The sequence below is a fragment of the Bacillus mycoides genome, assembly GCF_018742245.1.
GTDB lineage: Bacteria > Bacillota > Bacilli > Bacillales > Bacillaceae_G > Bacillus_A > Bacillus_A cereus_U.
The window spans coordinates 3,290,370-3,311,769 of record NZ_CP036132.1; the positions used below are offsets into that span (position 1 = coordinate 3,290,370).

The window sequence follows — 21,400 nt, forward strand, 5'->3', positions numbered from 1 at the left end:
CATTATAAGGTCTCACATACTTACTTTACCAATATTCAATCTGCATTTCTTTCGACATTCCTCTTGCAAATCCGTTATATGTATAAAAACACTCCTACTGTTATAATAACGAGCACTGGAATACCGAAGATAAATTTACTTTTATGTGTCTTATGATGAAACATATACATACCAATCCAAGCTCCAACCGCTCCTCCAGCTGCAGCTGATAAAAACAACGTACTTTCTGGCGTTCTCCACTGCTTTTTCTTTGCTTTTCGCTTATCAAGCCCCATCATGCTAAATGCTATAACGTTGATAACAATAAAATAAATCCATTTCATTTCTTTCTCTCCCTTAAAAAATTCGCTTTATGTTAACACGAAAATAAGGTGTGCACAAATAAAAATGGCTATAGGTAAAAAAAAATTTAGCCTACAACCATCATTGTAATACCTTATACTTTATTTCTAATCTTACTATGTTTTTTCGCGTATATAAAATAAATAAAAATACCTACAATAACCCAAATTGCAAAACTGATTAAAGTGGTTTTAGAAAGATTTAATGCTAAATATAAACAACTTACTATCGCAAGTATAGGTAAGAATGGAACTAACGGAGCACGGAACGGTCTTTTCAAATTAGGATGTGTCTTCCTTAATACAATTACAGCTATAGATACAAATATGAAAGCTGTTATCGTTCCCACATTCACTAAATTTGCCAACAAATTCAAGTCCAACAAACCTGCTAATACAGCCGCAAGAATACCCGTAATCCATGTATTAAAAAATGGTGTTTGATAACGTTTATGAACACTCGAAAATCTTTTTGGTAACAATCCATCTCGGCTCATCGAGTATGATACTCGAACAAATGCGAACATAGCAACTAACAGAACTGTTGTTAAACCAGCTATCGCTCCAACTGATAATAGACCAGCAATTCTATCCTCTCCTACAATACGCAGTGCATATGCTACTGGATCAGCTACATTCAGATCCGTAAATGGAACCATTCCAGTTAACACGAATGAAACACCAACATAAAGAATTGTACAAATGCATAAAGAGACAAGTAATCCAATTGGAACGTTACGTTGTGGGCGTTTCACTTCCTCTGCTGCTGTTGCAACTGCATCGAAACCTAAAAAGGCAAAAAATACAGTAGCAGCTCCTCCAATAACACCATGGTATCCAAAAGGAAGAAACGGCTGCCAATTCTCTGGCTTTACATATTTTGCTCCTACAATAATAAATACTAAAATAACAGCCAGTTTGATAATAACCATTATATTATTTATACGTGCACTTTCTTTCACACCACGACTTAGTAAAAATGTAACAACTAAAATAATAATAACCGCTGGCAAGTCGATAATCCCGCCATTCCCCATCCCTGGTGCAGAAGCAACGATTGCCGGAATATGAATATTAAACCCTAGTAGCAATGACTGAAAATAAGCTGACCATCCCGCCGCCACCGCAGAAGTAGCTAATAAGTACTCTAACATAACACACCAGCCAACTATAAAAGCAAAAATCTCACCTAATGTCATATACGTATACGAATACACACTTCCTGAGACCGGGACTGTAGATGCAAATTCAGCATAACAAAAAGCTACACAAGCACATACAATTGCAGCTAACATGAAAGATAATACAATTGCTGGACCAGCATGTTTCGCTGCTACAATACCTGTTAATACGAAAATGCCTGTACCAATAATTGCTCCAATTCCTAAAAGCGTTAAATCAATTGCTCCTAAAGTTTGCTGTAACACGTTTTTCTTTTCTTCATTCATTGCTTTCTTTATAAATAAACTCATTCGTAGAAACCTCTTTTTCAAAATTATCCCTTACTCATTACAATCTTTATTACTGTTGCTATTACACATTAATAATATTCATACTTTACTTTCACTCCCTATATAAACTCCACAAATTACATGCCTAAAAATCAGAAAAATCAATCTTCTAAAAATACACTTGTTAACAAGCATGTTTTTAGAAGATTGATTGAATTTATCACACGATTAATTATATTGTCAACAATATAATTAATTCACCCACATCGAATAATTATAAATAAAATAGTATTCCAAAATATACGATACCACTTGAAAACACTGTTAATTACCATTTCAATACATTTTATATTATTTCAGAATTCATCTTTATACATCGGACTCAATGAAATCCCCATATACAAACAAGATAAAACCAGTCGATTCGTTATATAGAAATAATTACTCATCTTGTTAGACCGATTAACTTCCCTACAAATTGCAAACAGTATTTTCACCTAAGACAATAAAAAAAGCGCAGATGTTCATCTGCGCTTTATTCTTCCGCTTCAATTTCTGTACTATTATTATCGATATGTTCCTTTTGAGCTTCTTCTTGCAGCTCTGCTGAAATCATCGCATGATAAATTTCTGGATATAATCCAAATATTTGATATACACTTCCTAAAAACGGCATCGGAATCCCTCATTTCTAAAGTTGTATTGCCATTCTTAAGGATTCCCTTTTCACTCATTATACATTCGTTTTTGGCACTTCTTCTTCATCGGGAACATGTAATACATTTTGCCATTTTTTATAAGGCGCACTATTTGGATCCACATACCCTTTCGCATACGAACGATCCCACAATTGTTTCATAAACATCTCTTTTTCTTTCTTTGCAACCATATCTGCACCTGTTCCGTAATAGTTTTGGAAATACAACTCAATTTCATCAAGGAATAGCCTTAACAAATCGTCAGATGTTTCTTCTAACGTCGGGTCATATTTTGCCTCACGATCATACATTAAAATCATATCTAAAATATTATGGACATGCTCTTTACGAAGCCATCTAATATCTTGAGCACCTAATACAAATGCATGTGTATATAAATGTCCACCTTGTATCATTGCCTTTTCTTGCTCTTCTTCAAACCTGGACAAGATATTTTCATAAATAAACGGATTATGAAGCAATGCTCTGTGCAACTTATAACTTTCGCTTGAAATATTTTTCCCCATCGACTGGATTAAAAAGCTACGGCCGACACCGTTATATTGATACACGAATTGCCCATCAACAGCAACTAAGCTAATCCAGCGATACATATACGCGTATAGAAGAGCACGATTACATTTATCGTAATCTAACTTCGTTTGCGTTGCATTCAAGTCTGGCATAAAGGCTGGTAAGTGCCAATATTTATCTAAATGCGGCGTCAAACTAGATTTTTTACTATTTAATTTGTTCACGCGGCGATAATACGATTGAAAATAATCACCTTTATCGTTCATAAAACCATTCGCAATATGTCCAGATGAAAGCTTAGGAAAATCTTGTAGCGATAATCCGTAATGAGCACGATAACAAATCACTTCAAATGGTGAAAACGCCTCGTTTACCGTATCTTTTTCTTTAAACATTTCTTGCAATAACTCTTCTTGCAATTCTTGTTTTAAAGAAGGATGTACGCCCCAATATTGTAACTCTCTATGATGAGAAACTTTCGGAACGAACGGACTTGCTAAATGGAAAAGATCTTCAATTTTTTCACGAACGTATTCATCACGATCACGTTTCTTGAAATCTGCTTCTTTTCGCAATGCTTCAACGATATTAAGCTCTAGTTTGTCACGATAGCGCACTTGAAGTTCGTCATAACAATAACTCAATATATGTTCACGATAGAAGTCTTCCACCTTTTTCGACTGAATTTCTTCGGCTTTTGCATCACGACAATATTCCCCGTACAAGCTCATATAAATTTCAGCCGATATATCTTTCGGTAATACACCTAAATTTAAATGTTGCTGCATATCTTGCCAAATCTTTTCTTGCAATTTCTCTTCAGCTAATACATATACATTCGTCGGGTTCGTTTTCCCCTCAAATTCCTTGCTTCGCTTTTGGATTTCAAACAATAAATTTTCACGTGTTTCGTGTAAATTATCAAAGAATCTTTCCCAATATTGGATCATTTTATCAACTGCTTGGTATAGCGATTGATACACGAGTTCTAACAACATTTCTTTACGATACTCACTTAATTTGTGCACATATTGCGTTACGATATCTTCAAATTCTTTTTTGAACAAACGTTGCTGATTATAAAACATTTTCCCGACCCAGCCTTGTTGCTGAGCAATTTCAACGCGGCGAACAGCCGTTACCGTTCCATCAATATTACTCACATTAAATTTCTTATCGTAGTTTTGAATTAAATTACGCTTTTGTTCATTATTTTCATGCAGTCGATTCATCTTCTCTACTAACTGCTTACGAATTTCATACAGCATAAAACGTGCTGCGACAGGATGAACCGGATCCGTTTTCTTTAAAAACCATGTATTTAATTGATAAGACTGTCCTTCTGAGCCACTCGGTATAAAGCGGTCTGATTCGACCATGTCATATAAAAGTGTAGTCACATGCTCATGTACACGGCTCGGAATCGCATAAGCATATAAACGAACCGCATGATCAACTCTCGCTACTTCACCTTTCATTTGTTCCATCATTTTCAGTTTCGCAGCCGATATTTTACACTCATGCTGCAGGCGGTTTAATTCTTCATCTTTTTGCACTGTACGGTGTACGTAGCTTTCGACAGCATCTAAAAACAACTTAGACTTCGCAACACCGACCTTACCGCCCTCTGCCCCTTCGCGCGTCTCATTGAACATTTGTCTATAAAAAATATGGGCCTGTTCTGGACGAGTAGCAAGATGCTCTAAATCTTCTAAATAACTTTTCCCGCGCTCTGGCTTTTCACGCTGCATACCGCGCTTTACATCTTGATCATATCTTTGCTTCTTCTCTTGAAACAGTTGATCTAAATGAAGCCAAGATTCATCTAAACCTTGCACCGCCCATTTTAAAGCACAGTATTTCAAAACGTGCTCATACGGATAAATGAGCTTCGCCGTTCCTGCTCCGCAATATCTCCCTTTCCCACTCGATTCTGCCAATTGCTGAATTTGATTATCTTCTTGCGCAAAATGATTTGCAGACATTGGACTGAATAACTGTAAATAAATCGTATTTGCCATTTGCTCCATATAATCTGATAAATTGTGCAAATGGTGCCCATGTAAATTTTCATAATCATATAAGAAACAATAATTGTACGGCAAATGATGCTGCTTTATCGTATGATTTGTTCTTCCATCTTCATCCACTTGATCAGGACGATATTCTAATTCAATCGTTACGCCGCCTCGTTTTGATAATTCACCAGTCGACCCGAGCGTAATAGCGTGCAACTCTTTTAACGATGCGTAACCATTCGCTTGCACAGTTTCAAACTCTTTCGCACTAACCGTTCTCGTCTTAACTAAAACATCTGGCATTAAAAACGCACCGCGAATTAAAATGTTGTGATGCTGCAATTTTTTCCGGAGCATTTCACGCAAATATAATGCGATTTGTAAAAACATCCCTGAGCCTGTTCCGCCAGCTAGTGATGTTACAATAATGACACGTACACCATATTCCGTCTGATCACTTGTAACTGGAAAAATCTTCTCGATTTCTTGCCAAAACGATGTGAGTTTATCTTCTTTCATCGCTGCACGCAACGCTAAACGAGAAATGACACGTAACTGTCCGGCCCCTTCTGTTAACGGTTTATCCAGTATAGTCGGATCCATTGGAAACCACTCTGGAATCGTTGGATCTCCCGCAATATACTCTCTCGGTGTTTTACTCGAGCTCGTTTGCGTCTTAAACTTCCGAATATGATCAAATTTACTCAATGTATTCACATCTGTATCAAATACATGCATCGCTACCTTTTTACGACGCTCCTCAGGTAATCTTTCATATATTTGATGTGTGACAGTACTACCGATTCCACCTAAGCCAATTAAAATTGTTGGAACTTGTAATGTCATGTGAACCACCTTCCTATTCTTGCTTGTTTGAAAAGAAGAATAAAGAGAGCCGGGCCTCCTCCGCCCCTCTTACACCCTATCTACTATTCACATTCGTACCGGTAAATCTCCTTACCATATCCTCTATCAATTACTAAAAGTTCATTTGGATACAACGTCTTATGCTCCATTCCTACCTCTTCCTCTGTTATAAACATCCCATCAATAATCATCCCAACCACTTGCGATTCTTTTGCTACAAATATAGATTTCGATCCTTTTTTCGCTATTAATGTTACAGATTGCACAGTCTTTCTTTCTGCTCGGAATGGAATGCCAAAATAGTGCTTCCACCATTTATTTTTAAGTAACTCTGGTTCAGATTGATAAAGCCAATCTTTCGCTACTTCTTGATCCCATTCGTAATATAGTAATGCTTTCCTATGAAATCTCGGACGAACAATACATCCTAAAATAATAATTCCTACTACTAAAAGTAATAAAGTGATGGGAATTACAAATTTAAAAACGAGCGCATACTTCTCAAAAAAAGGCGCATTTTCAATGTGCAGTACGATTTTTTCCTTTACTTCTTGTAATGTTGAATCACTGATCGTGATGGTAGCCTCTACGGTGCCGGTATCTGTAAAATTGAATGTGTCGGAGTAATAAGGTCGAGGATAAACATAAACTTGACTACCATGCTGTTTTAATTCATAGTTGATCGATTGATTCGATGTGACACCAGTAGATTTTAATAGTTTCTTTACAGCCTCTTCTGTCATCGGTTTACCATTTAACTGTGGCTGTAAAATAAATGGTTTACTATTTTCTAAATTTGTTACCTTTTCTTCATAATCTTTCGTAACAGCTTGAAGTGTTAATTTGGGTTTTTCAGCTGGTTCAATCTTGAATTCTTTCGTCTGTCTATAAAATCCCTTTATATTCATATGGACTTTCCCGCGTACTAACTCTTTACCAACTTTTGTCTCGTAATAAAACACATGTCTTTTATCATCCCACTTCATCGGATACTGCTTTCCGTCTATTTCTACTTCTGCTTCGAAATAAGAAATTTGAATTGGTAATTCAGTAGGTTTCGCTTCAATAACAGCTGTCACACCTTCATACATTTTCTCAACATTTTTTCTATCCTTATCATCTTTGTCATACGTAGAAACAGTATAGTTAAGCGCTGGTTCAACAAGTACTTGTAATCCCTCTTTCTCAATGTCCTGATCCACTTCTATCGTATATGTCCCTGGCTTAATCACTTCCTGATTCGCTGTACTTACATGCACTATATTTCCGAATAATTTAGCTTCTCCTGGTGCATGTATGGAAAAAGAAGACTGCAATTGTAACGGTTTGGAAAGTTGCATAACTTTATAATTAGACAAAGAAGGTGATTGTCGTACAAGCGTCATACGCTTTAATGGAAACGGTGTTGTAATCTCTACTCTTTTCCCTACTATTTTCGTTTTGACAATCGATTCAACAGAAGAAAATGGATCACGATTTGCAACTAATGCTGCCACTTGATTCACACTTTGTACAATACCATCCTCACCGCTAGACGGCATGACAACTCCATTCATTTCTGTTTTCCAAATCTCTTTAAACGTATTTAACTGCTCTTTTTCTTGCTGCCCTAAATCCTCTTCCATCGTGATTAAGACTGGGTGCAAAGAGATCTTTTTAGAATCCATCTCTTTCTTAAACTGTGCTAACTTCTGTGTAATTTGTTCTTTTCCACCAACCTTATCTTTCTCCAAATCATTAAATGCCCCGTCAGTTAATACAATAAGCCAAAATTCACGTTTCCCATCTATATCTGCTTCCTTCTTTATAGATTGCATCGCCGTTTCTACTGCGCTAAATGGAGTATTTAAATATGTTTTCCACGCGCCGATTCCATTAATTTCTGTTTGCCTTTGATCCTTTGTTAACGAAATGTTTAACGGATCATTTGGCTTACTCATTGGAACGTAAGAAAATTTATCTTTCTCATCTAATAGCGCAACTAAACTTTGCAAGGCGTAATTGGCATACTTCCAGCGATCGTTATTTCTCATGCTGCCCGAATCATCATATACAAGTGAAACGACCCTTTCCTTTGCCTCCTCTCCTTTTGCAAAAACTGAAAAAGGTAAACATATAAATAGAAACAACATGAACGTGGCACAAATTCGAATTTTCATGATGAGGCTTCGCCACCTTTGTAGACAAATTCCTATGTTTAAATTTATGAGGGGAAACAAGATATATGACTTGTATTTTAGGACAACAGTTCACACCAATTACATTATGTAAACAAAAATGAACTACTCTCATATTTTATTTCGAGTTTTTCCTTATTATATATCTGAAATAACGCATAGCTTTCATACTTTTCCCGCTATAAATTCCACCATTAAAGTTTGATTTTCTTTTCAATACAAAAAATAAAGAGCACGCTATAATTAGCGCACTCTTTACTTCTTCACATATACTTCAACAATCGGATTTTCCTTTTGATCTGCATGTAAACGTATATTCTCTTCACTTGTATTGTAAATACTAGCTAACAGCATAACCGTTAGTAAGTTAGGTATCTTCGCATCGCTTCCGTATTTTCTTTCAAGCGCCTCCTTATATTCAAAATCCAAATCTCCTTGCATATATGTATACACTTCAAAACCATCTTTTAAATTACATACGACCGTATCAATAATATCCGCCCCTACTTGTTTCTTTATTTCCCCCCGCAATGCTTCAATAAATTCTTCCCAAGGAACTTCGTACGTCTGAAATTGGTCTGTAGATTTCATTTCTCTTCCTCCTCGTTATGTATCCTGTTCGTATATTTCCCCTTTCGCGTAAGATATACAACAGTAAAAGAAACTTTAATTAGTGTTTTTTTTCCCTATGAACCTTAATACAGATTCTCTTGAACGTTCAATTTCCTTAATGTTTTCATCATAATATTTTGATGCATATGCATAGAAGATTATGTCAATAGTCAGAAATTGGGCAAATAATGAACTTGTTGCTGCACTACGAAATTGAGCCTCTGGTGCACGAACATGATGTAAGGACATATCAACTTTATTGGTTAATCTGTTATTCCCAAATCGAGACAATCCAATTGTTTGAATACCAGATGCTTTAGCAATATCAACAAGTCGCAGTACTTCTCCAGTTTCTCCACTATTGGATATACTAAAAAACACACAATTTTTTGTTGATGCAGCAAGTGCAGTAGCCATGATATGTGCATCCTGATATGCACTTACAATCTTTCCTAAACGTAACCATTTATGAGTAATATCTTCCGCAACAAGCCATGAAGCCCCTAATCCATAAACATAAATAACATCTGCATTTCTCATAGCTTCAATTATTTGATTGAGAACAACTTCATCTAAATAAAGTGCTGTTTCTTGTATCGCTTGTACAGAGTTGGAAACTATTTTTTCTTTAATAGCCGTTATTGTTTCATTTGGTTCAATGTCATAAAAACCTTTCTTCTCTGGGTATGAGAGATGCGATGATAAAGATACCTTTAACTCTGAAAAACTAGAAATTTCAATAGAACGACAAAGCCTAGTGACCGCAGAGCTACTCGCATTAGCATGAGTAGCTAATTCATGTATAGTCATTCTAATAACTTCTTGTGGATTGGTTAAAATATATTGCGCTATTTTTCTTTCAGATTTTGGTAATTGATATAATAAACTTTCAATTTTTAATAATACATTCACTACATGCATATTGAATTGCCCCTTTAACTTTTAATTAGCTCATATATTTCAGAGCTAAGTAATAACAGCCTAATGTAGATGATACATCTTCTAAAATAAATTGCACTTCCGGTTTTTCTTGTTTAATTTTTTCAATAAAGGAAGTTTGTACAATCTGTATATTAGTTAACACACTTCCTTTAATAGCAATTGTAACATTGTTGTCAAAATTTAATTTTCCACAAACATCAAGCGTAATCTTGGCAAGGTGACAGCCTGCTTGTTTGAGAATATTCTTTGCAAAATCATCACCTGCTTTTGCTTGTTGAACGATTATTGGAACAAAAGAAGCAATCTCTGCCTTAGTTGAGGAATAAATAAATTTTTTTAACTCAAGCACACTCTGATAACCAAGTTTTGTTAGTATCAACTTAGTTAGGTCACTATAATTTAATCCCTCATCTTCTTCTTGCGTCATTTTCATGAAAACCTGCATAGCAATCCAATAGCCACTTCCTTCATCACCAAGAATATGTCCCCAGCCACCTGCCAATTTTTCAGTATCATTTTGAACTCCAATACTAACAGATCCTGTCCCTGAAATTGTTAAGATACCATTTTTCCCCTTTAGTAAAGCAGCATGTGCAATAATTCCATCATTTACAATCATAAATGGAATATTAAACGCATCAGAAAGAGCATCTTTTATACCTTTTGTATTTTTAACCCCTCCATACCCCGCTAACCCTAAGCATATATACTGGCATTCTTCATTTTTCAAAGGAACTAAGCATTTTGCAATAGCATCAATAATGTTAATAAGAGCTTGCTCTTCATTTAAAAGTAAGTTTCCGTATCCTGCTTTACCTTCACTTATTTTTTCACCAGTTAAATCATAAGCCACTGCTTCAGTTTTAGTGCCACCACCGTCTACTCCGATAATATAATTCATATAGATTCCTCCTCATTCATAAAGTAAAACTTCAATCAGTGGGTGTTTTCTTCATCCCCTATTGATTATTCCACCTAACCAAACGAGCTTTTATAGGTAGTTTACCTCCTACCTAACATCTTCGCTTCCACCAAATTTTGAGGTAAAATTATTCCTATCCTCGAATAGTGGGATAAACAAAAAAAGGAAGGAGCGTTCTGTTCCTTCCTTTCCCCTTGGTTTGAGATTTTTTTCGATAAAATCACTTAATTAAAAATTGGAATTTCTCCCAAGGATTTAGGTAATCAAGGAGAAAAATTTCTTCCTCAACTATCCTGCCAACTACATTTGTTTTACCTGAATTCTGCATTTCTTTCAATGCAATTTGCAGTTCACCTTTATATTGTCCGTATAGCTTATTTTCAATTAAAATATCTCCCCTTCTAATATCAGGGGTATATGTTGGTTCAAATTCTTCTCGTTTATATTTTACACGTGATTGAGTCGAGCGAATAAGATATTCTGAAACGTCTCCACGATAGAAGTGAGGTTCTTCTAGCACAATCTTTTTTTCTAACTCTGTAATCGTATCATATAGTTCTATATTAAACGTACATAGCTCACGGTTTAATTTACCGAGCGCTTCTAATTCAACCTCTGATGCATATGCGTTAGCAATAATCACATCATCAATTACTTCTGTTGCAAATAAGTGTTTCGCTTGCGTTACTATTGGTAATTCACGATGCATTTCAAGTGTACATAAACCTTCCGTTACTGGCCAAGGCCCATAAGTTGCTGCGTGCGAACTGATGAATGCGGACGTTCGAATATTATGAAGTTTAAATTTTTCACAACACTTTAGAAAATGATCATAACTTAATCCTGCATAACGATGAGGATAGAAGTTATGTGAACCTACTAAGTTCTCTTTATTAGGCTTATAAGCAATAATATTATCTAAATAATTCGTTGCATTACTCATATTAATTTCGATTTTTAAATTATAGGGATTATATGTCATGATAGACTCTTCATTCCCTGTAAACCCCATATCCAGACGAATTCCATACGCTCCTAAATCAGAAAAGAATGATAAATCAGCATAGGATATATCTAAATCCCCAAATACTCGAGGAGAAATATCGACCATTACTTCCATGCCTAATTGATTTGCAAATTCAATTATTTCTTTAAATTCCTTAATAATTTTTTCTTTATCACCTTCTACCGAAAGTAGGCAAGTAAAGATTTTTTTGAACCCATATTTTTGCGCCAGTACAATATACTCTTTATCCTTTTCTATAGTTGAATGTTCCGGGTAAATAGAAATACCTAATTTTCTCATCTTTAAACCACCTTTACCTTTCTACATCCTTCATTATTGCTGTGGTGCTAGTTTTTTTATAATGCGAATCATATGTTCAATCAGCTTTTGTTCACTTATCGCTGTCATTAAGTGATCTTGAGCATGGATCATTAACAATGTTTTTTCACTTTGAACTCCATTCAATTCCGCTTGAATTAACTTTGTTTGTGTTCTATGAGCCAAGCTAAGTTCTTCCCCAGCTTGGTTGATAAGTTCTTCCGCTCTTTCGAAGTTAAATTCTTCTGCGGCTGTTAATGCTTCATAAGCTAGTCCTCTTGCATTTCCACCGTGAGAAATAATTTCAAAAATTTCCATTTCATTATTATTGATTTCTGTTGACATATCATAACACTCCTAATTGTAATAAATTATAGACACGGCATTCTCTAAAAGAATCGATATTTCAGAGAATATCAGATTTCAATTAGTCCTTAATATTAAATTTATTAGTATTCTAATCATCTAAAAAATAGTGGTAAATACTCTTTATGCGCTTTTAATAGTTTCTGTAATACAGCTTCTGCTAAATCATCGCTTGGAATAAGCGGGTTAATTGATAAGGCTAATAAAGCCTTATCATAAGAACCTGTTACAGCTGCCTCAGCGCCTACTCTTTCAAATGATTTGATTTGTTGAATTAACCCTTGAACTTGAACTGGTAATTTCCCCATTGTTATAGGAACTGGTCCATTTTTTGTTACAATACAACTGACTTCGACAGCTGAATCATAATCGATTTCGGTAATGGATCCTTTGTTCTGGACATTTAATACTTGAATGTCTTTTTTATCATTATAAATAGAAGAAATAACATTACACGCTGCGTCACTATAATACGCACCACCTCGTTTTTCTAATTGAGGAGGTTTAATGTCAAGTTTTTCATCTTTGTATAAATCAAATAGATCTTCCTCTAGTTTTTTGACAATTTCAGCACGGGTTTGCCCTGATTTAAATGCTTCTAATTCTTCTTCTAAAATATTTTTTGTTTTGTAATAATAACGATGATATGGGCATGGTACTACACCTAATGACTTCAAAAATCTTGGATTCCAAGGAAGAGGTGCAATATTCTTCATTGTCATTTGGATTTCTGGATTTCCTAGCATATCAAGCACTTTCTCTGTCACTTCCTGATCATCAACGTACACGTGTGTCCCAAACACCATGTGGTTTAATCCAGCAAAATCAATATGTACTCTCCCCATCTCCACACCTAACATTTTTGAAATAGACATATGCATATTAAATGGCACATTACATACACCAATAACCTTTTTATGCTTGCTGTAACGAAGAAGAGCCTCCGTTACCATTCCAGCAGGATTTGTAAAATTAATTAACCATGCATTTGGGCAAAGTTCTTGCATTTCTTCTGCGATTTCTAGAAGCACTGGGATTGTTCGTAATGCTTTAAATAGCCCACCTGCACCATTTGTTTCTTGTCCAATTAATCCCAGTTGTAAAGGAATACGTTCGTCTTTAACTCGAGCATCTAGTAAACCGACTCTCATTTGCGTTGTCACAAAATCAGCACTCTGTAAAGCTTGACGACGGTCTAATGTTAAATGAATTTCCATTGGAACTCCTGCTTTTTCAACCATTCTTCGTGCTAAGGCCCCTACAATTTCAAGTTTTTCTCTTCCTTCCTCAATATCCACTAACCAAATTTCTCTAACTGGTAGCTCATCGTAACGTTTAATGAAACCTTCAATTAATTCTGGCGTGTAACTGGATCCGCCACCAATTGTAGCAATTTTTATTCCTTTTTGCTTTTCCATTTCACTAACACCTCATTTTAGATAACGAACTTTTTCTTTTCATTTACGCATAGACAATAGGGTAACAAATTAGTGCACTCACTACTATTAAAGACAAGAACAAAATTAACGCTTGTTTCTTGTTTTTAAACTTACCTTCAACCAAAGTAATAACAACAGTTAATCCTGCACTGAAGGCAAAGGTATTACCTAGGTACAATGACAATTGTTTATCTATCCCACCTACATTCATTAAAGGATTAAAGATAAGATTAAAAACAAGAATAAAACTAAAAAGTAAAAATGCACTTTTGTAACTAAAAAAGTGAATTTTGGATGTTGAATTCATTTTTATCCCCCTTCTCTTTTCATATTAAAAGGAGCTTGAAGCAATTAGTCCCAAACTCCTTTCAGATATTTTTATAAGGCCACGTTCGTGTCTTCTGTTGTTTCTGATGTATTTTCTTGTTCTAAAAGCTTTTTATCATACATTTTAAAGAATGGTAGATAAATAGTAACTGAGATTGCAAGATTGACTAATACAAGAATAATTGCTCTCCAATCACCGCCTGTTGAAAGATAGGCACCTATTGGGGCTGGCAATGTCCATGGAACCATTACATACGTTGGATTAACTAATCCTATTGACGTCGCGATGTACGCAAGTGTCGCACCAATTAATGGTGTTATAACAAACGGAATAATTAAGATTGGATTTAGTACAATTGGCATCCCAAAAATAACAGGTTCATTGATGTTAAATATGCTTGGAACAATTGTCGCTCTCGCCATCGTCTTACTATAACTAGATTTTGCTGTTAATAACATAGCAATTACTAATCCTAATGTTGCACCAGAACCACCAATCCAAATAAACCATTGGAAGAATGTTTCAGGAGCTATGTGCGGAATTGCCTCCCCAGCTGCAACTGCTGCTGAATTATTAGCTAAGTAAACTTCCCAAACTGGACGAGCAACAGCACCTACAACTGATACCCCATGAATACCGAATGCCCAGAAGAATGTTATTAAAAAGACAGGAATTAATACGCCCGGTAATGTATCTCCTGCTTTAATAAGTGGTGCAACAGCTTTATCAACAAGAGAATGTAAATCAATACCTAAGACTACTGTAATTAATGTCATGATAACCAATACGATTGTAACTGGTATTAACGCTTCAAACGAACGGGCTACAGAAGCTGGAACAGACTCTGGCATTTTTATTGTAATATTTTTGTTCTTACATAGACGTAAAGTTTCAACCGCAAATATGGAAACAATCATCCCTACAAAGAGTCCATGTCCGCCAAGATTTGACATTGGCAACACAAAACCTACACCCTCTATCATTTTTACACCTATTGTAAACAAGAAGGCAGCTACCGATAGTAATCCTCCTGATAGAGGATCTAACTTATAACTTTGAGACAAACTATAACCTATTCCAAAAGTAATATATAAGGTCATAATAAACATCGTTAATCGATAGGGTATTAAAATATCTGCGACATGTTTTGCTGCCCATTCACCTATTGCGGAATCTGCTGCTACAGGTGGGAACGCAATAATAAGAAATAAGCTCCCGAAGATGATGAATGGTAGAGCGGAAACTACCCCGTCACGTATTGCACGTAAATGTTTTTGCTCAGACAATTTAGCCATGGGTGTTGAAAGATTATTTTCTAAAAAATCAATAAACTTATTCATTTGCATTTTCCCCTTTAGCCATTTAATGGTTAAACCTATTTGTTAGATTATTACTTTACTAGTTCATTTACTAACTTTAATAGAGTGGGTCCACCCAGAGGACTATACGCTTGAGCTGGGATTACTTGACATGGTACTCCTGCTTCATCTGCAGAGTTTTTAAAACTATCAAAGCGATGTTTGACTTGTGGGGCTACCATTGCAACATCCCAACCATTACGTACTTCTAAATCAAATTCTTGAGTACCAACTGCCAATACCTCTAAATCTATCCCTTGTTTTCCACCTTCCTTTTTTAAAGCGTTTACAATAATTGCACTTGACATTCCACCAGAACATACGAATAATACCTTCATCTTTATTCCCCCTACTACTTCTTTTTTATTTAATAAACTTTAAATCGCTTTTCTTATAAATCCTTCTGCTGCTTTTAAGCGTTCTACCGCTTCTTCATAAGAAACATTTGTCAAAATCATGACAATAGCAATTTTAGGCTGATTATTTGCCTTTACTAAGTATTCTTCTGCCACTTTGTAACTGCATTCAGTGGCATCCATAATAATACGTTTTGCACGTTCAACTAGCTTTTCATTTGTTAACTGTAAATCTACCATTAAGTTCCCATAAACTTTTCCAATTCCAACCATAGAAGCTGTCGAGAGCATGTTACATACTAATTTTTGAGCCGTTCCGGCTTTTAAGCGAGTAGATCCCGTCAGTACCTCTGGTCCGTTTACAACTTCAATAGCAACTGTGGCAATTTTTCCAATCTCTGACTCTTTATTACAACTTATTGAAACTGTACCTGCCCCAAGTTGATTTGCATAATTTAAACCTGCAATAACATAAGGAGTACGCCCACTTGCAGCAATACCTACTACAACATCCTTACTAGTTAATTGAATTTCCTTTAGATCTTTAAGGCTTAATGTAAAACTATCTTCTGCCCCTTCAACCGCCTTAATAAATGCACCTTCTCCACCTGCGATTAGGCCTATTACTTTACTAGAATCAGTGTTAAACGTTGGTGGACATTCTACAGCATCCAACAATCCAATCCGTCCACTTGTTCCAGCACCTATATAGATTAATCTACCTCCTTGTTTCATTGCTGCAACAATCATCTCTACAGCCTTTGCAATTTGAGGAAGTTCCTTTTGAACACAGTAAGCAACTTTTATGTCTTCTTCATTCATCACCTCCAGTAAATTAAGCGTTTTCATTTCATCTAAAAACATAGTCTTTTCATTGCGACATTCCGTTGTTAAATGTTCTATCATATACACCATCCCTCTACCATTCGTAATCTAATCGCTTTCTTTGATACGACTATAACACCACTAAAAATAAATTTCAATTATTTTCCGTAAAATTAAAATGAAATTTCAAAACTGTATATACAACTAGAATATTAGCGAGTATAATACATAATTGTTAACGCTTACAAAAATATAAACTATACGGATCAGAAAGAAATTCATGCTATTGAGTAAAAGTAAATTAACAAGGAACTTAAAAATCTATGTAAAGTAGGTGTAATGATAATGTACATTGTTGGGTTAATGTCTGGAACATCATTAGATGGTATTGATGCTGCGCTTGTACGTGTGAATAATAGCGGCGTAAGGACGGAAATAGAAATGATTGAGTTTCTAACATATCCTTTCCCAAAAGATGTTGAAGGAGAAATTATACAGTCTTTGTCTGTAGATACATCTAACGTGCAACTAATTTGTAGTTTAAATTTTAAGCTCGGAAAATTATTTGCAGATGCTACAAAGGAAGTTTGCAAGAAAGCTAAACTATCTTTAGAACAGTTGGACCTTATAGGATCCCATGGACAAACTCTTTACCATCAGCCTTTACAAGAACAAAACTGGGTACCCTCAACGCTACAGATTGGTGAACCCTCGGTAATTGCTTATGAAACCAATACAACCGTAATATCTAACTTTCGTACTATGGACATGGCAGCAGGTGGACAAGGCGCTCCTCTGGTACCTTATACCGAATATATTCTTTATCGAAGTGAAACAAAGGGCAGATTGTTACAAAATATAGGAGGTATTGGGAATGTAACTGTTTTGCCTAAGCAAGCTTCACTAAATGATCTGTATGCCTTTGATACAGGTCCTGGGAATATGATTATCGATGAGGTATGTCGCCAATTGTTTAGCGTAGAATACGATGAAGGTGGTAATTTAGCGAAACAAGGAAAAATAAATGAACAGCTCTTATCATACTGTATAAACCATCCTTATATTATGAGCCCTCCCCCAAAAACAACAGGTAGAGAATTATTTGGGAAGCAGTATGTTGAAATACTATTAAATAAGTTTAATTCGCTTTCAAGCCACGATATAGTAGCGACTATAACAATGTTTACAGCAAAATCCATTGTAGAGAACTATTGCAAATTTATCTTTCCACAAGTTAAAATCGACGAAGTCATTATTGGAGGTGGTGGCAGCTATAATAAAACTTTACTCAACATGATTCAATCACTACTTGGGGAATCAATTCAAATTTACACCCAAGAAGAGTTAGGATACTCCTCGGAGGCTAAAGAAGCTGTAGCATTCGCTCTTCTGGCAAATGAAACCTACCATGGTAACGCAAGTAACGTTCCAAATGCTACAGGTGCAAAAGATGCTGTCATCCTAGGAAATGTATCCTTCCCTCCCTCGAATCAGTGGATTAAGAAAAGAAATCCTATAGAATAAAGTGAATTTTCCATCGCCAAAAAATTTTCTTCATCTCCAGCTGATTAGTAGATCTAACCAATCGGGATTTTTCATATTATTTTTTGTACATGATCACTTTAAACGAATTTATTATCTTCACACACTAAATAATACAGTTACTATAATTAACACAAATAGTTTTTAAGTGTCATTACCCTTTTTCATAAGAAATATCGCACTTCCTAGTGTCCATCCATATTTCCCCTTTCGTATAACAATTATGATAGATAGGTCATTCGTACAAGCCGCACTTGTCCTGCTTACATATCGTATTACGGTAATACGGAAGGAGGAAAGAACATGCATAGAAAAAGATGTTATGATACATGCCAACGTTATTTCGGTAAAGTTGTTCGAATTGAAGATCGTGATGGTCGCGTTCACTTAGGCAAAATAATCGATGTAACAAATGATTCTGTTTGGATTGAACCAATGCAGCAGCGCTCATCCTTTGATACAGGGTTCGGATACTCTAACGCATATTCAAACGGCGGATGTGATATTTGCGGTGGTATTAGCAGATGTGATAACTGTGGATTTGGATGTGGTGGTGGATTCGATGGTGGATTCAGTGGTGGATTCGGTGGCTGCGGATGTGGCCGTCGTGGTTGCGGCGGTTGTGGCTTTGGTGGCGGCTGGGGCCTTGAACTTGGATTTGGCTTTATTTTTGGAATTACTTTGGCTGCATTATTTTTCATCTAACATAGTAAAGAGTTGACTATCTTTAGCCAACTCTTTTTCTCTATTTTTCACATATAAAAATGCGATGTCCTAAAATATGTTGATACATAAGCAGTACTTGTTCGTGTTGCACCCACGCTTCATACAATTCTTCTGGAATAAACGGTGATACATTCCACTCTGGCTCTTCCATATGTCCTGCAACTGTTTCTGCAATAGTTCCGCCACCCGCAATTGTAATTCTTTTAAAATTTGCTGCTTTAAATAAATGAACCCACTCATTCTCAGTTAATACTTCTTTCATACCGTATAACTGTCCAATCTTTTCTTCCTCTTTCTTCTCAATATGTTTTTCGGTAATCATTTCAATGACAACAAGCTTTCCATCCTTTTGTAATACACGATAACATTCCGAAATAACCTTTTCTTTATTTGTAAAAGCTAGTATAGATTCCCCAAGCACTAGTTCAAATGAATCATGTAAACAAGGTAATTGTTCTACATTCCCTTGAATCAATTGAATATTTAACCCTTCATACGACCATCTATCTTTCGCTTTTTGAATCATAATTTCATTCTTTTCAACCGCCGTTACTTGATAGCTAAATTCTTTTGCCATATAAGCCGCCGTTTTCCCCGTGCCGCAACCTATCTCAAGGACATTCGCTCTATGTCTAAGTGGCAATTGTGCTAATAATTGTTTTGTTAATGTAAAACCACCAGGATGAGCACTCCCTATTCCGTAATAAGCTAGAAAATCGATGTATGTGTTTCTTTTCATGAGATTCTCCTTTGAGTTTTCTATAATACATATATTCATCCATAAAAAAATAGTGCACAGAAAAAAAGCATTTTCAAGTGCTATAATACCGCAACTTGAAAATGCTTTTTTCTTTTATTATTTCTCTTCTACATACGCCCATTTGAAACTATATTCCGGACTAATATTATGTTTCACAATTCCCTTTACATTTGGTTTCATAACATATGATCTACCACTTTGATATAAAGGTACGAGCGCTACATCTTCTTCAAGTAACAATTTTTCTGCTTTCCCTAACTCTGTCCAACGTTTTTTTGCATCAGCCATCCATTCCGTCTTACTTTTATTAATAATGTCATCATATTTTGAATTTGAGTAGCTCATTTGGTTCTGAGAATTCTTTGTTTCAAACATATCAAGGTACGTCATCGGATCCGCATAATCTGGATTCCAGCCGCCATATGAGAAATCATAATCTTGTTCTGATTCTAATTTTAGTTTTTGCTTAAATGGCTGAAGTTTAATATTTACTGTTACACCTTTTAAATTCTTTTCAATTTGATCTTTTACATACTCCCCAACTTTTTTCGCATTACCAGTATCATAATTTAATAGCTCTATTGTCACTTGATCTTTTCCAAGTTCTTTTTTCGCTTCTTCCCAAGCTGCTGCTGCCTTTTTCGAGTCTTGGTTTAAACCATTCTTAAATGTTTCTGCAAAATCTTTACCGTCTGGACCACTTGCTAAACCTTTTGGTACTAAGTAATCAACTGGTTTTGAACCATCATTTAAAATTACATTAGTTAAACCCTTCTTATCAACCGATAATGCAATTGCTTCACGTAATTTTTTGCTCTTTAGCGGTGTATCTTGCCCACCTCGTTTTTGATTTAAACGTAAGTAAAACGTACTTGTTTCTGAATATGCTCCAAACTCCTCTTTATTGTTTCTATACTTATCAACAAATTCACCTGATAAAAGTGCGAAATCAATTGCACCTGTATCATATAAATTTACTCTAGTAGCCCCTTCTTTTACTACACTATAATTAATTTCATCCAGCTTCACTGTCTTTTTATCCCAATACTGATCATTTTTCTTTAATTTCCATCCTTGCTCATGTTTCCAATCGGTAAGCACAAACGGTCCATTATAAACTGTCGTATCAGACTCTAAACCGTATTTATCTCCTTTTTCTTTTACGAATTTTTCATTTAATGGATAGTAAGACGCGAATGCCATTAAATTCAAGAAATACGGTACTGGTCTTTCTAGTTCAACTTCAAGTGTATAATCATCTACCGCTTTTACACCTAATGTAGAAACTTCTGCTTTCCCTTGATTTATTGCCTCTGCATTTTTAAGATAATATGCAATAAATGCATACTCAGCAGCTGTTTTTGGATCTACTAGACGTTGCCATGCAAATACGAAATCTTTCGCTGTTACAGGATCACCGTTTGACCATTTTGCATCTTTCCGTAATTTGAATGTATATTTTTTTCCATCCTCGCTTGTCGTACTAGATTCTGCCGCAGCTGGAATTGGCTTATTATCTTTATCTAGACGATATAACCCTTCCATCGTGTTTCCTAAAATTTGAGAACCTAACGTATCTGTATTTTTCGAAGTATCCATCGTCGGAATTTCATTCGTTTCTGTACGATTCATTACTTGCTTTGCAGCTAATTTTCCGCCTTCTTTTTCACCACTTTTCGGCGTTGTGCTTGCCTTATCTTTATCCCCTGATCCCGAGCAAGCTGTTAATGCCATACTCATTGCTAGAACTGGTGCTACAACCGCTGTTAATTTTGTCATCTTTTTTCTCTTCATTTTTTGGTACCCTCCCCAAT

At 35.5% G+C, this 21,400-nt stretch carries 19 protein-coding genes; 2 read left to right on the forward strand and 17 right to left on the reverse strand.

Features of this window, described 5'->3' with window-relative positions:
• Positions 1-74: 74 nt before the first annotated feature.
• From EXW56_RS16805 to murQ, 15 genes are all read right to left on the reverse strand, one after another.
• Positions 75-323, reverse strand: coding sequence for a DUF1294 domain-containing protein (locus EXW56_RS16805; protein WP_199660862.1), 249 nt, complete (start codon positions 321-323; stop codon positions 75-77).
• 113 nt (positions 324-436) lie between these two features.
• Positions 437-1,813 carry a branched-chain amino acid transporter BcaP gene (locus EXW56_RS16810; RefSeq protein WP_215596801.1) on the reverse strand — a complete coding sequence of 459 codons (1,377 nt, stop codon included), beginning with the start codon at positions 1,811-1,813 and terminating at the stop codon, positions 437-439.
• Positions 1,814-2,327: 514 nt separating this feature from the next.
• Positions 2,328-2,468, reverse strand: a complete 141-nt coding sequence (locus EXW56_RS16815; RefSeq protein WP_002111095.1) for a phosphonate ABC transporter permease — start codon at positions 2,466-2,468, stop codon at positions 2,328-2,330.
• A 57-nt stretch (positions 2,469-2,525) separates the two neighbouring features.
• Positions 2,526-5,888, reverse strand: a complete 3,363-nt coding sequence (locus EXW56_RS16820) for a tubulin-like doman-containing protein (RefSeq protein WP_078174157.1) — start codon at positions 5,886-5,888, stop codon at positions 2,526-2,528.
• Positions 5,889-5,971: 83 nt separating this feature from the next.
• Complete coding sequence (locus EXW56_RS16825; protein WP_215596802.1) at positions 5,972-8,068, reverse strand: vWA domain-containing protein; 2,097 nt, start codon at positions 8,066-8,068, stop codon at positions 5,972-5,974.
• 273 nt (positions 8,069-8,341) lie between these two features.
• Entirely contained in the window at positions 8,342-8,677 is a 336-nt protein-coding gene (locus EXW56_RS16830) for a hypothetical protein (protein ID WP_002199710.1), read from the reverse strand.
• Between the two features lie 75 nt (positions 8,678-8,752).
• Positions 8,753-9,619, reverse strand: coding sequence for a MurR/RpiR family transcriptional regulator (locus EXW56_RS16835; RefSeq protein ID WP_002199709.1), 867 nt, complete (start codon positions 9,617-9,619; stop codon positions 8,753-8,755).
• Positions 9,620-9,644: 25 nt separating this feature from the next.
• Positions 9,645-10,541, reverse strand: a complete 897-nt coding sequence (locus EXW56_RS16840; protein ID WP_002199708.1) for a BadF/BadG/BcrA/BcrD ATPase family protein — start codon at positions 10,539-10,541, stop codon at positions 9,645-9,647.
• 241 nt (positions 10,542-10,782) lie between these two features.
• On the reverse strand, positions 10,783-11,868 hold the full coding sequence (locus EXW56_RS16845) for a DUF871 domain-containing protein (protein ID WP_002111101.1): 1,086 nt from the start codon (positions 11,866-11,868) through the stop codon (positions 10,783-10,785).
• Between the two features lie 33 nt (positions 11,869-11,901).
• Positions 11,902-12,231 (reverse strand): PTS lactose/cellobiose transporter subunit IIA, encoded by a 330-nt coding sequence (locus EXW56_RS16850; protein WP_000102498.1) that lies wholly within the window; start codon positions 12,229-12,231, stop codon positions 11,902-11,904.
• A gap of 116 nt (positions 12,232-12,347) precedes the next feature.
• Positions 12,348-13,670: a 6-phospho-beta-glucosidase gene (locus EXW56_RS16855; RefSeq protein WP_002111102.1), complete on the reverse strand. Its 1,323-nt coding sequence runs from the start codon at positions 13,668-13,670 to the stop codon at positions 12,348-12,350.
• A 43-nt stretch (positions 13,671-13,713) separates the two neighbouring features.
• Positions 13,714-13,998 carry a hypothetical protein gene (locus tag EXW56_RS16860; protein ID WP_002111103.1) on the reverse strand — a complete coding sequence of 95 codons (285 nt, stop codon included), beginning with the start codon at positions 13,996-13,998 and terminating at the stop codon, positions 13,714-13,716.
• Positions 13,999-14,069: 71 nt separating this feature from the next.
• Positions 14,070-15,359: a PTS sugar transporter subunit IIC gene (locus tag EXW56_RS16865; RefSeq protein WP_033716697.1), complete on the reverse strand. Its 1,290-nt coding sequence runs from the start codon at positions 15,357-15,359 to the stop codon at positions 14,070-14,072.
• 50 nt (positions 15,360-15,409) lie between these two features.
• Entirely contained in the window at positions 15,410-15,715 is a 306-nt protein-coding gene (locus tag EXW56_RS16870; RefSeq protein WP_002111105.1) for a PTS sugar transporter subunit IIB, read from the reverse strand.
• Positions 15,716-15,754: 39 nt separating this feature from the next.
• Positions 15,755-16,639 carry an N-acetylmuramic acid 6-phosphate etherase gene (murQ, locus tag EXW56_RS16875; RefSeq protein WP_002199706.1) on the reverse strand — a complete coding sequence of 295 codons (885 nt, stop codon included), beginning with the start codon at positions 16,637-16,639 and terminating at the stop codon, positions 15,755-15,757.
• Positions 16,640-16,903: 264 nt separating this feature from the next.
• Between murQ and anmK the strand changes: the two genes are divergently transcribed.
• The gene (gene anmK / locus EXW56_RS16880; RefSeq protein ID WP_002199705.1) at positions 16,904-18,082 is read left to right on the forward strand and encodes an anhydro-N-acetylmuramic acid kinase AnmK; all 1,179 of its coding nucleotides are present in this window, start codon (positions 16,904-16,906) and stop codon (positions 18,080-18,082) included.
• Positions 18,083-18,403: 321 nt separating this feature from the next.
• Complete coding sequence (locus EXW56_RS16885) at positions 18,404-18,805, forward strand: hypothetical protein (RefSeq protein ID WP_002199704.1); 402 nt, start codon at positions 18,404-18,406, stop codon at positions 18,803-18,805.
• A 40-nt stretch (positions 18,806-18,845) separates the two neighbouring features.
• Here the strand turns inward: EXW56_RS16885 and EXW56_RS16890 are convergent, their stop codons facing one another.
• Together EXW56_RS16890 and EXW56_RS16895 are read right to left on the reverse strand one after the other, a co-directional pair.
• Positions 18,846-19,565, reverse strand: a complete 720-nt coding sequence (locus EXW56_RS16890) for a class I SAM-dependent methyltransferase (RefSeq protein WP_002199703.1) — start codon at positions 19,563-19,565, stop codon at positions 18,846-18,848.
• A 117-nt stretch (positions 19,566-19,682) separates the two neighbouring features.
• Positions 19,683-21,380, reverse strand: coding sequence for a peptide ABC transporter substrate-binding protein (locus tag EXW56_RS16895; protein WP_002199702.1), 1,698 nt, complete (start codon positions 21,378-21,380; stop codon positions 19,683-19,685).
• Positions 21,381-21,400: the final 20 nt, after the last annotated feature.

Bases quoted from the DNA above. Each gene is read 5' to 3' on its own strand.
- EXW56_RS16805 (WP_199660862.1), bottom strand. From the start codon at position 323: ATGAAATGGATTTATTTTATTGTTATCAACGTTATAGCATTTAGCATG.
- EXW56_RS16810 (WP_215596801.1), bottom strand. From the start codon at position 1,813: ATGAGTTTATTTATAAAGAAAGCAATGAATGAAGAAAAGAAAAACGTG.
- EXW56_RS16815 (WP_002111095.1), bottom strand. From the start codon at position 2,468: ATGCCGTTTTTAGGAAGTGTATATCAAATATTTGGATTATATCCAGAA.
- EXW56_RS16820 (WP_078174157.1), bottom strand. From the start codon at position 5,888: ATGACATTACAAGTTCCAACAATTTTAATTGGCTTAGGTGGAATCGGT.
- EXW56_RS16825 (WP_215596802.1), bottom strand. From the start codon at position 8,068: ATGAAAATTCGAATTTGTGCCACGTTCATGTTGTTTCTATTTATATGT.
- EXW56_RS16830 (WP_002199710.1), bottom strand. From the start codon at position 8,677: ATGAAATCTACAGACCAATTTCAGACGTACGAAGTTCCTTGGGAAGAA.
- EXW56_RS16835 (WP_002199709.1), bottom strand. From the start codon at position 9,619: ATGCATGTAGTGAATGTATTATTAAAAATTGAAAGTTTATTATATCAA.
- EXW56_RS16840 (WP_002199708.1), bottom strand. From the start codon at position 10,541: ATGAATTATATTATCGGAGTAGACGGTGGTGGCACTAAAACTGAAGCA.
- EXW56_RS16845 (WP_002111101.1), bottom strand. From the start codon at position 11,868: ATGAGAAAATTAGGTATTTCTATTTACCCGGAACATTCAACTATAGAA.
- EXW56_RS16850 (WP_000102498.1), bottom strand. From the start codon at position 12,231: ATGTCAACAGAAATCAATAATAATGAAATGGAAATTTTTGAAATTATT.
- EXW56_RS16855 (WP_002111102.1), bottom strand. From the start codon at position 13,670: ATGGAAAAGCAAAAAGGAATAAAAATTGCTACAATTGGTGGCGGATCC.
- EXW56_RS16860 (WP_002111103.1), bottom strand. From the start codon at position 13,998: ATGAATTCAACATCCAAAATTCACTTTTTTAGTTACAAAAGTGCATTT.
- EXW56_RS16865 (WP_033716697.1), bottom strand. From the start codon at position 15,359: ATGAATAAGTTTATTGATTTTTTAGAAAATAATCTTTCAACACCCATG.
- EXW56_RS16870 (WP_002111105.1), bottom strand. From the start codon at position 15,715: ATGAAGGTATTATTCGTATGTTCTGGTGGAATGTCAAGTGCAATTATT.
- murQ (WP_002199706.1), bottom strand. From the start codon at position 16,639: ATGATAGAACATTTAACAACGGAATGTCGCAATGAAAAGACTATGTTT.
- anmK (WP_002199705.1), top strand. From the start codon at position 16,904: ATGTACATTGTTGGGTTAATGTCTGGAACATCATTAGATGGTATTGAT.
- EXW56_RS16885 (WP_002199704.1), top strand. From the start codon at position 18,404: ATGCATAGAAAAAGATGTTATGATACATGCCAACGTTATTTCGGTAAA.
- EXW56_RS16890 (WP_002199703.1), bottom strand. From the start codon at position 19,565: ATGAAAAGAAACACATACATCGATTTTCTAGCTTATTACGGAATAGGG.
- EXW56_RS16895 (WP_002199702.1), bottom strand. From the start codon at position 21,380: ATGAAGAGAAAAAAGATGACAAAATTAACAGCGGTTGTAGCACCAGTT.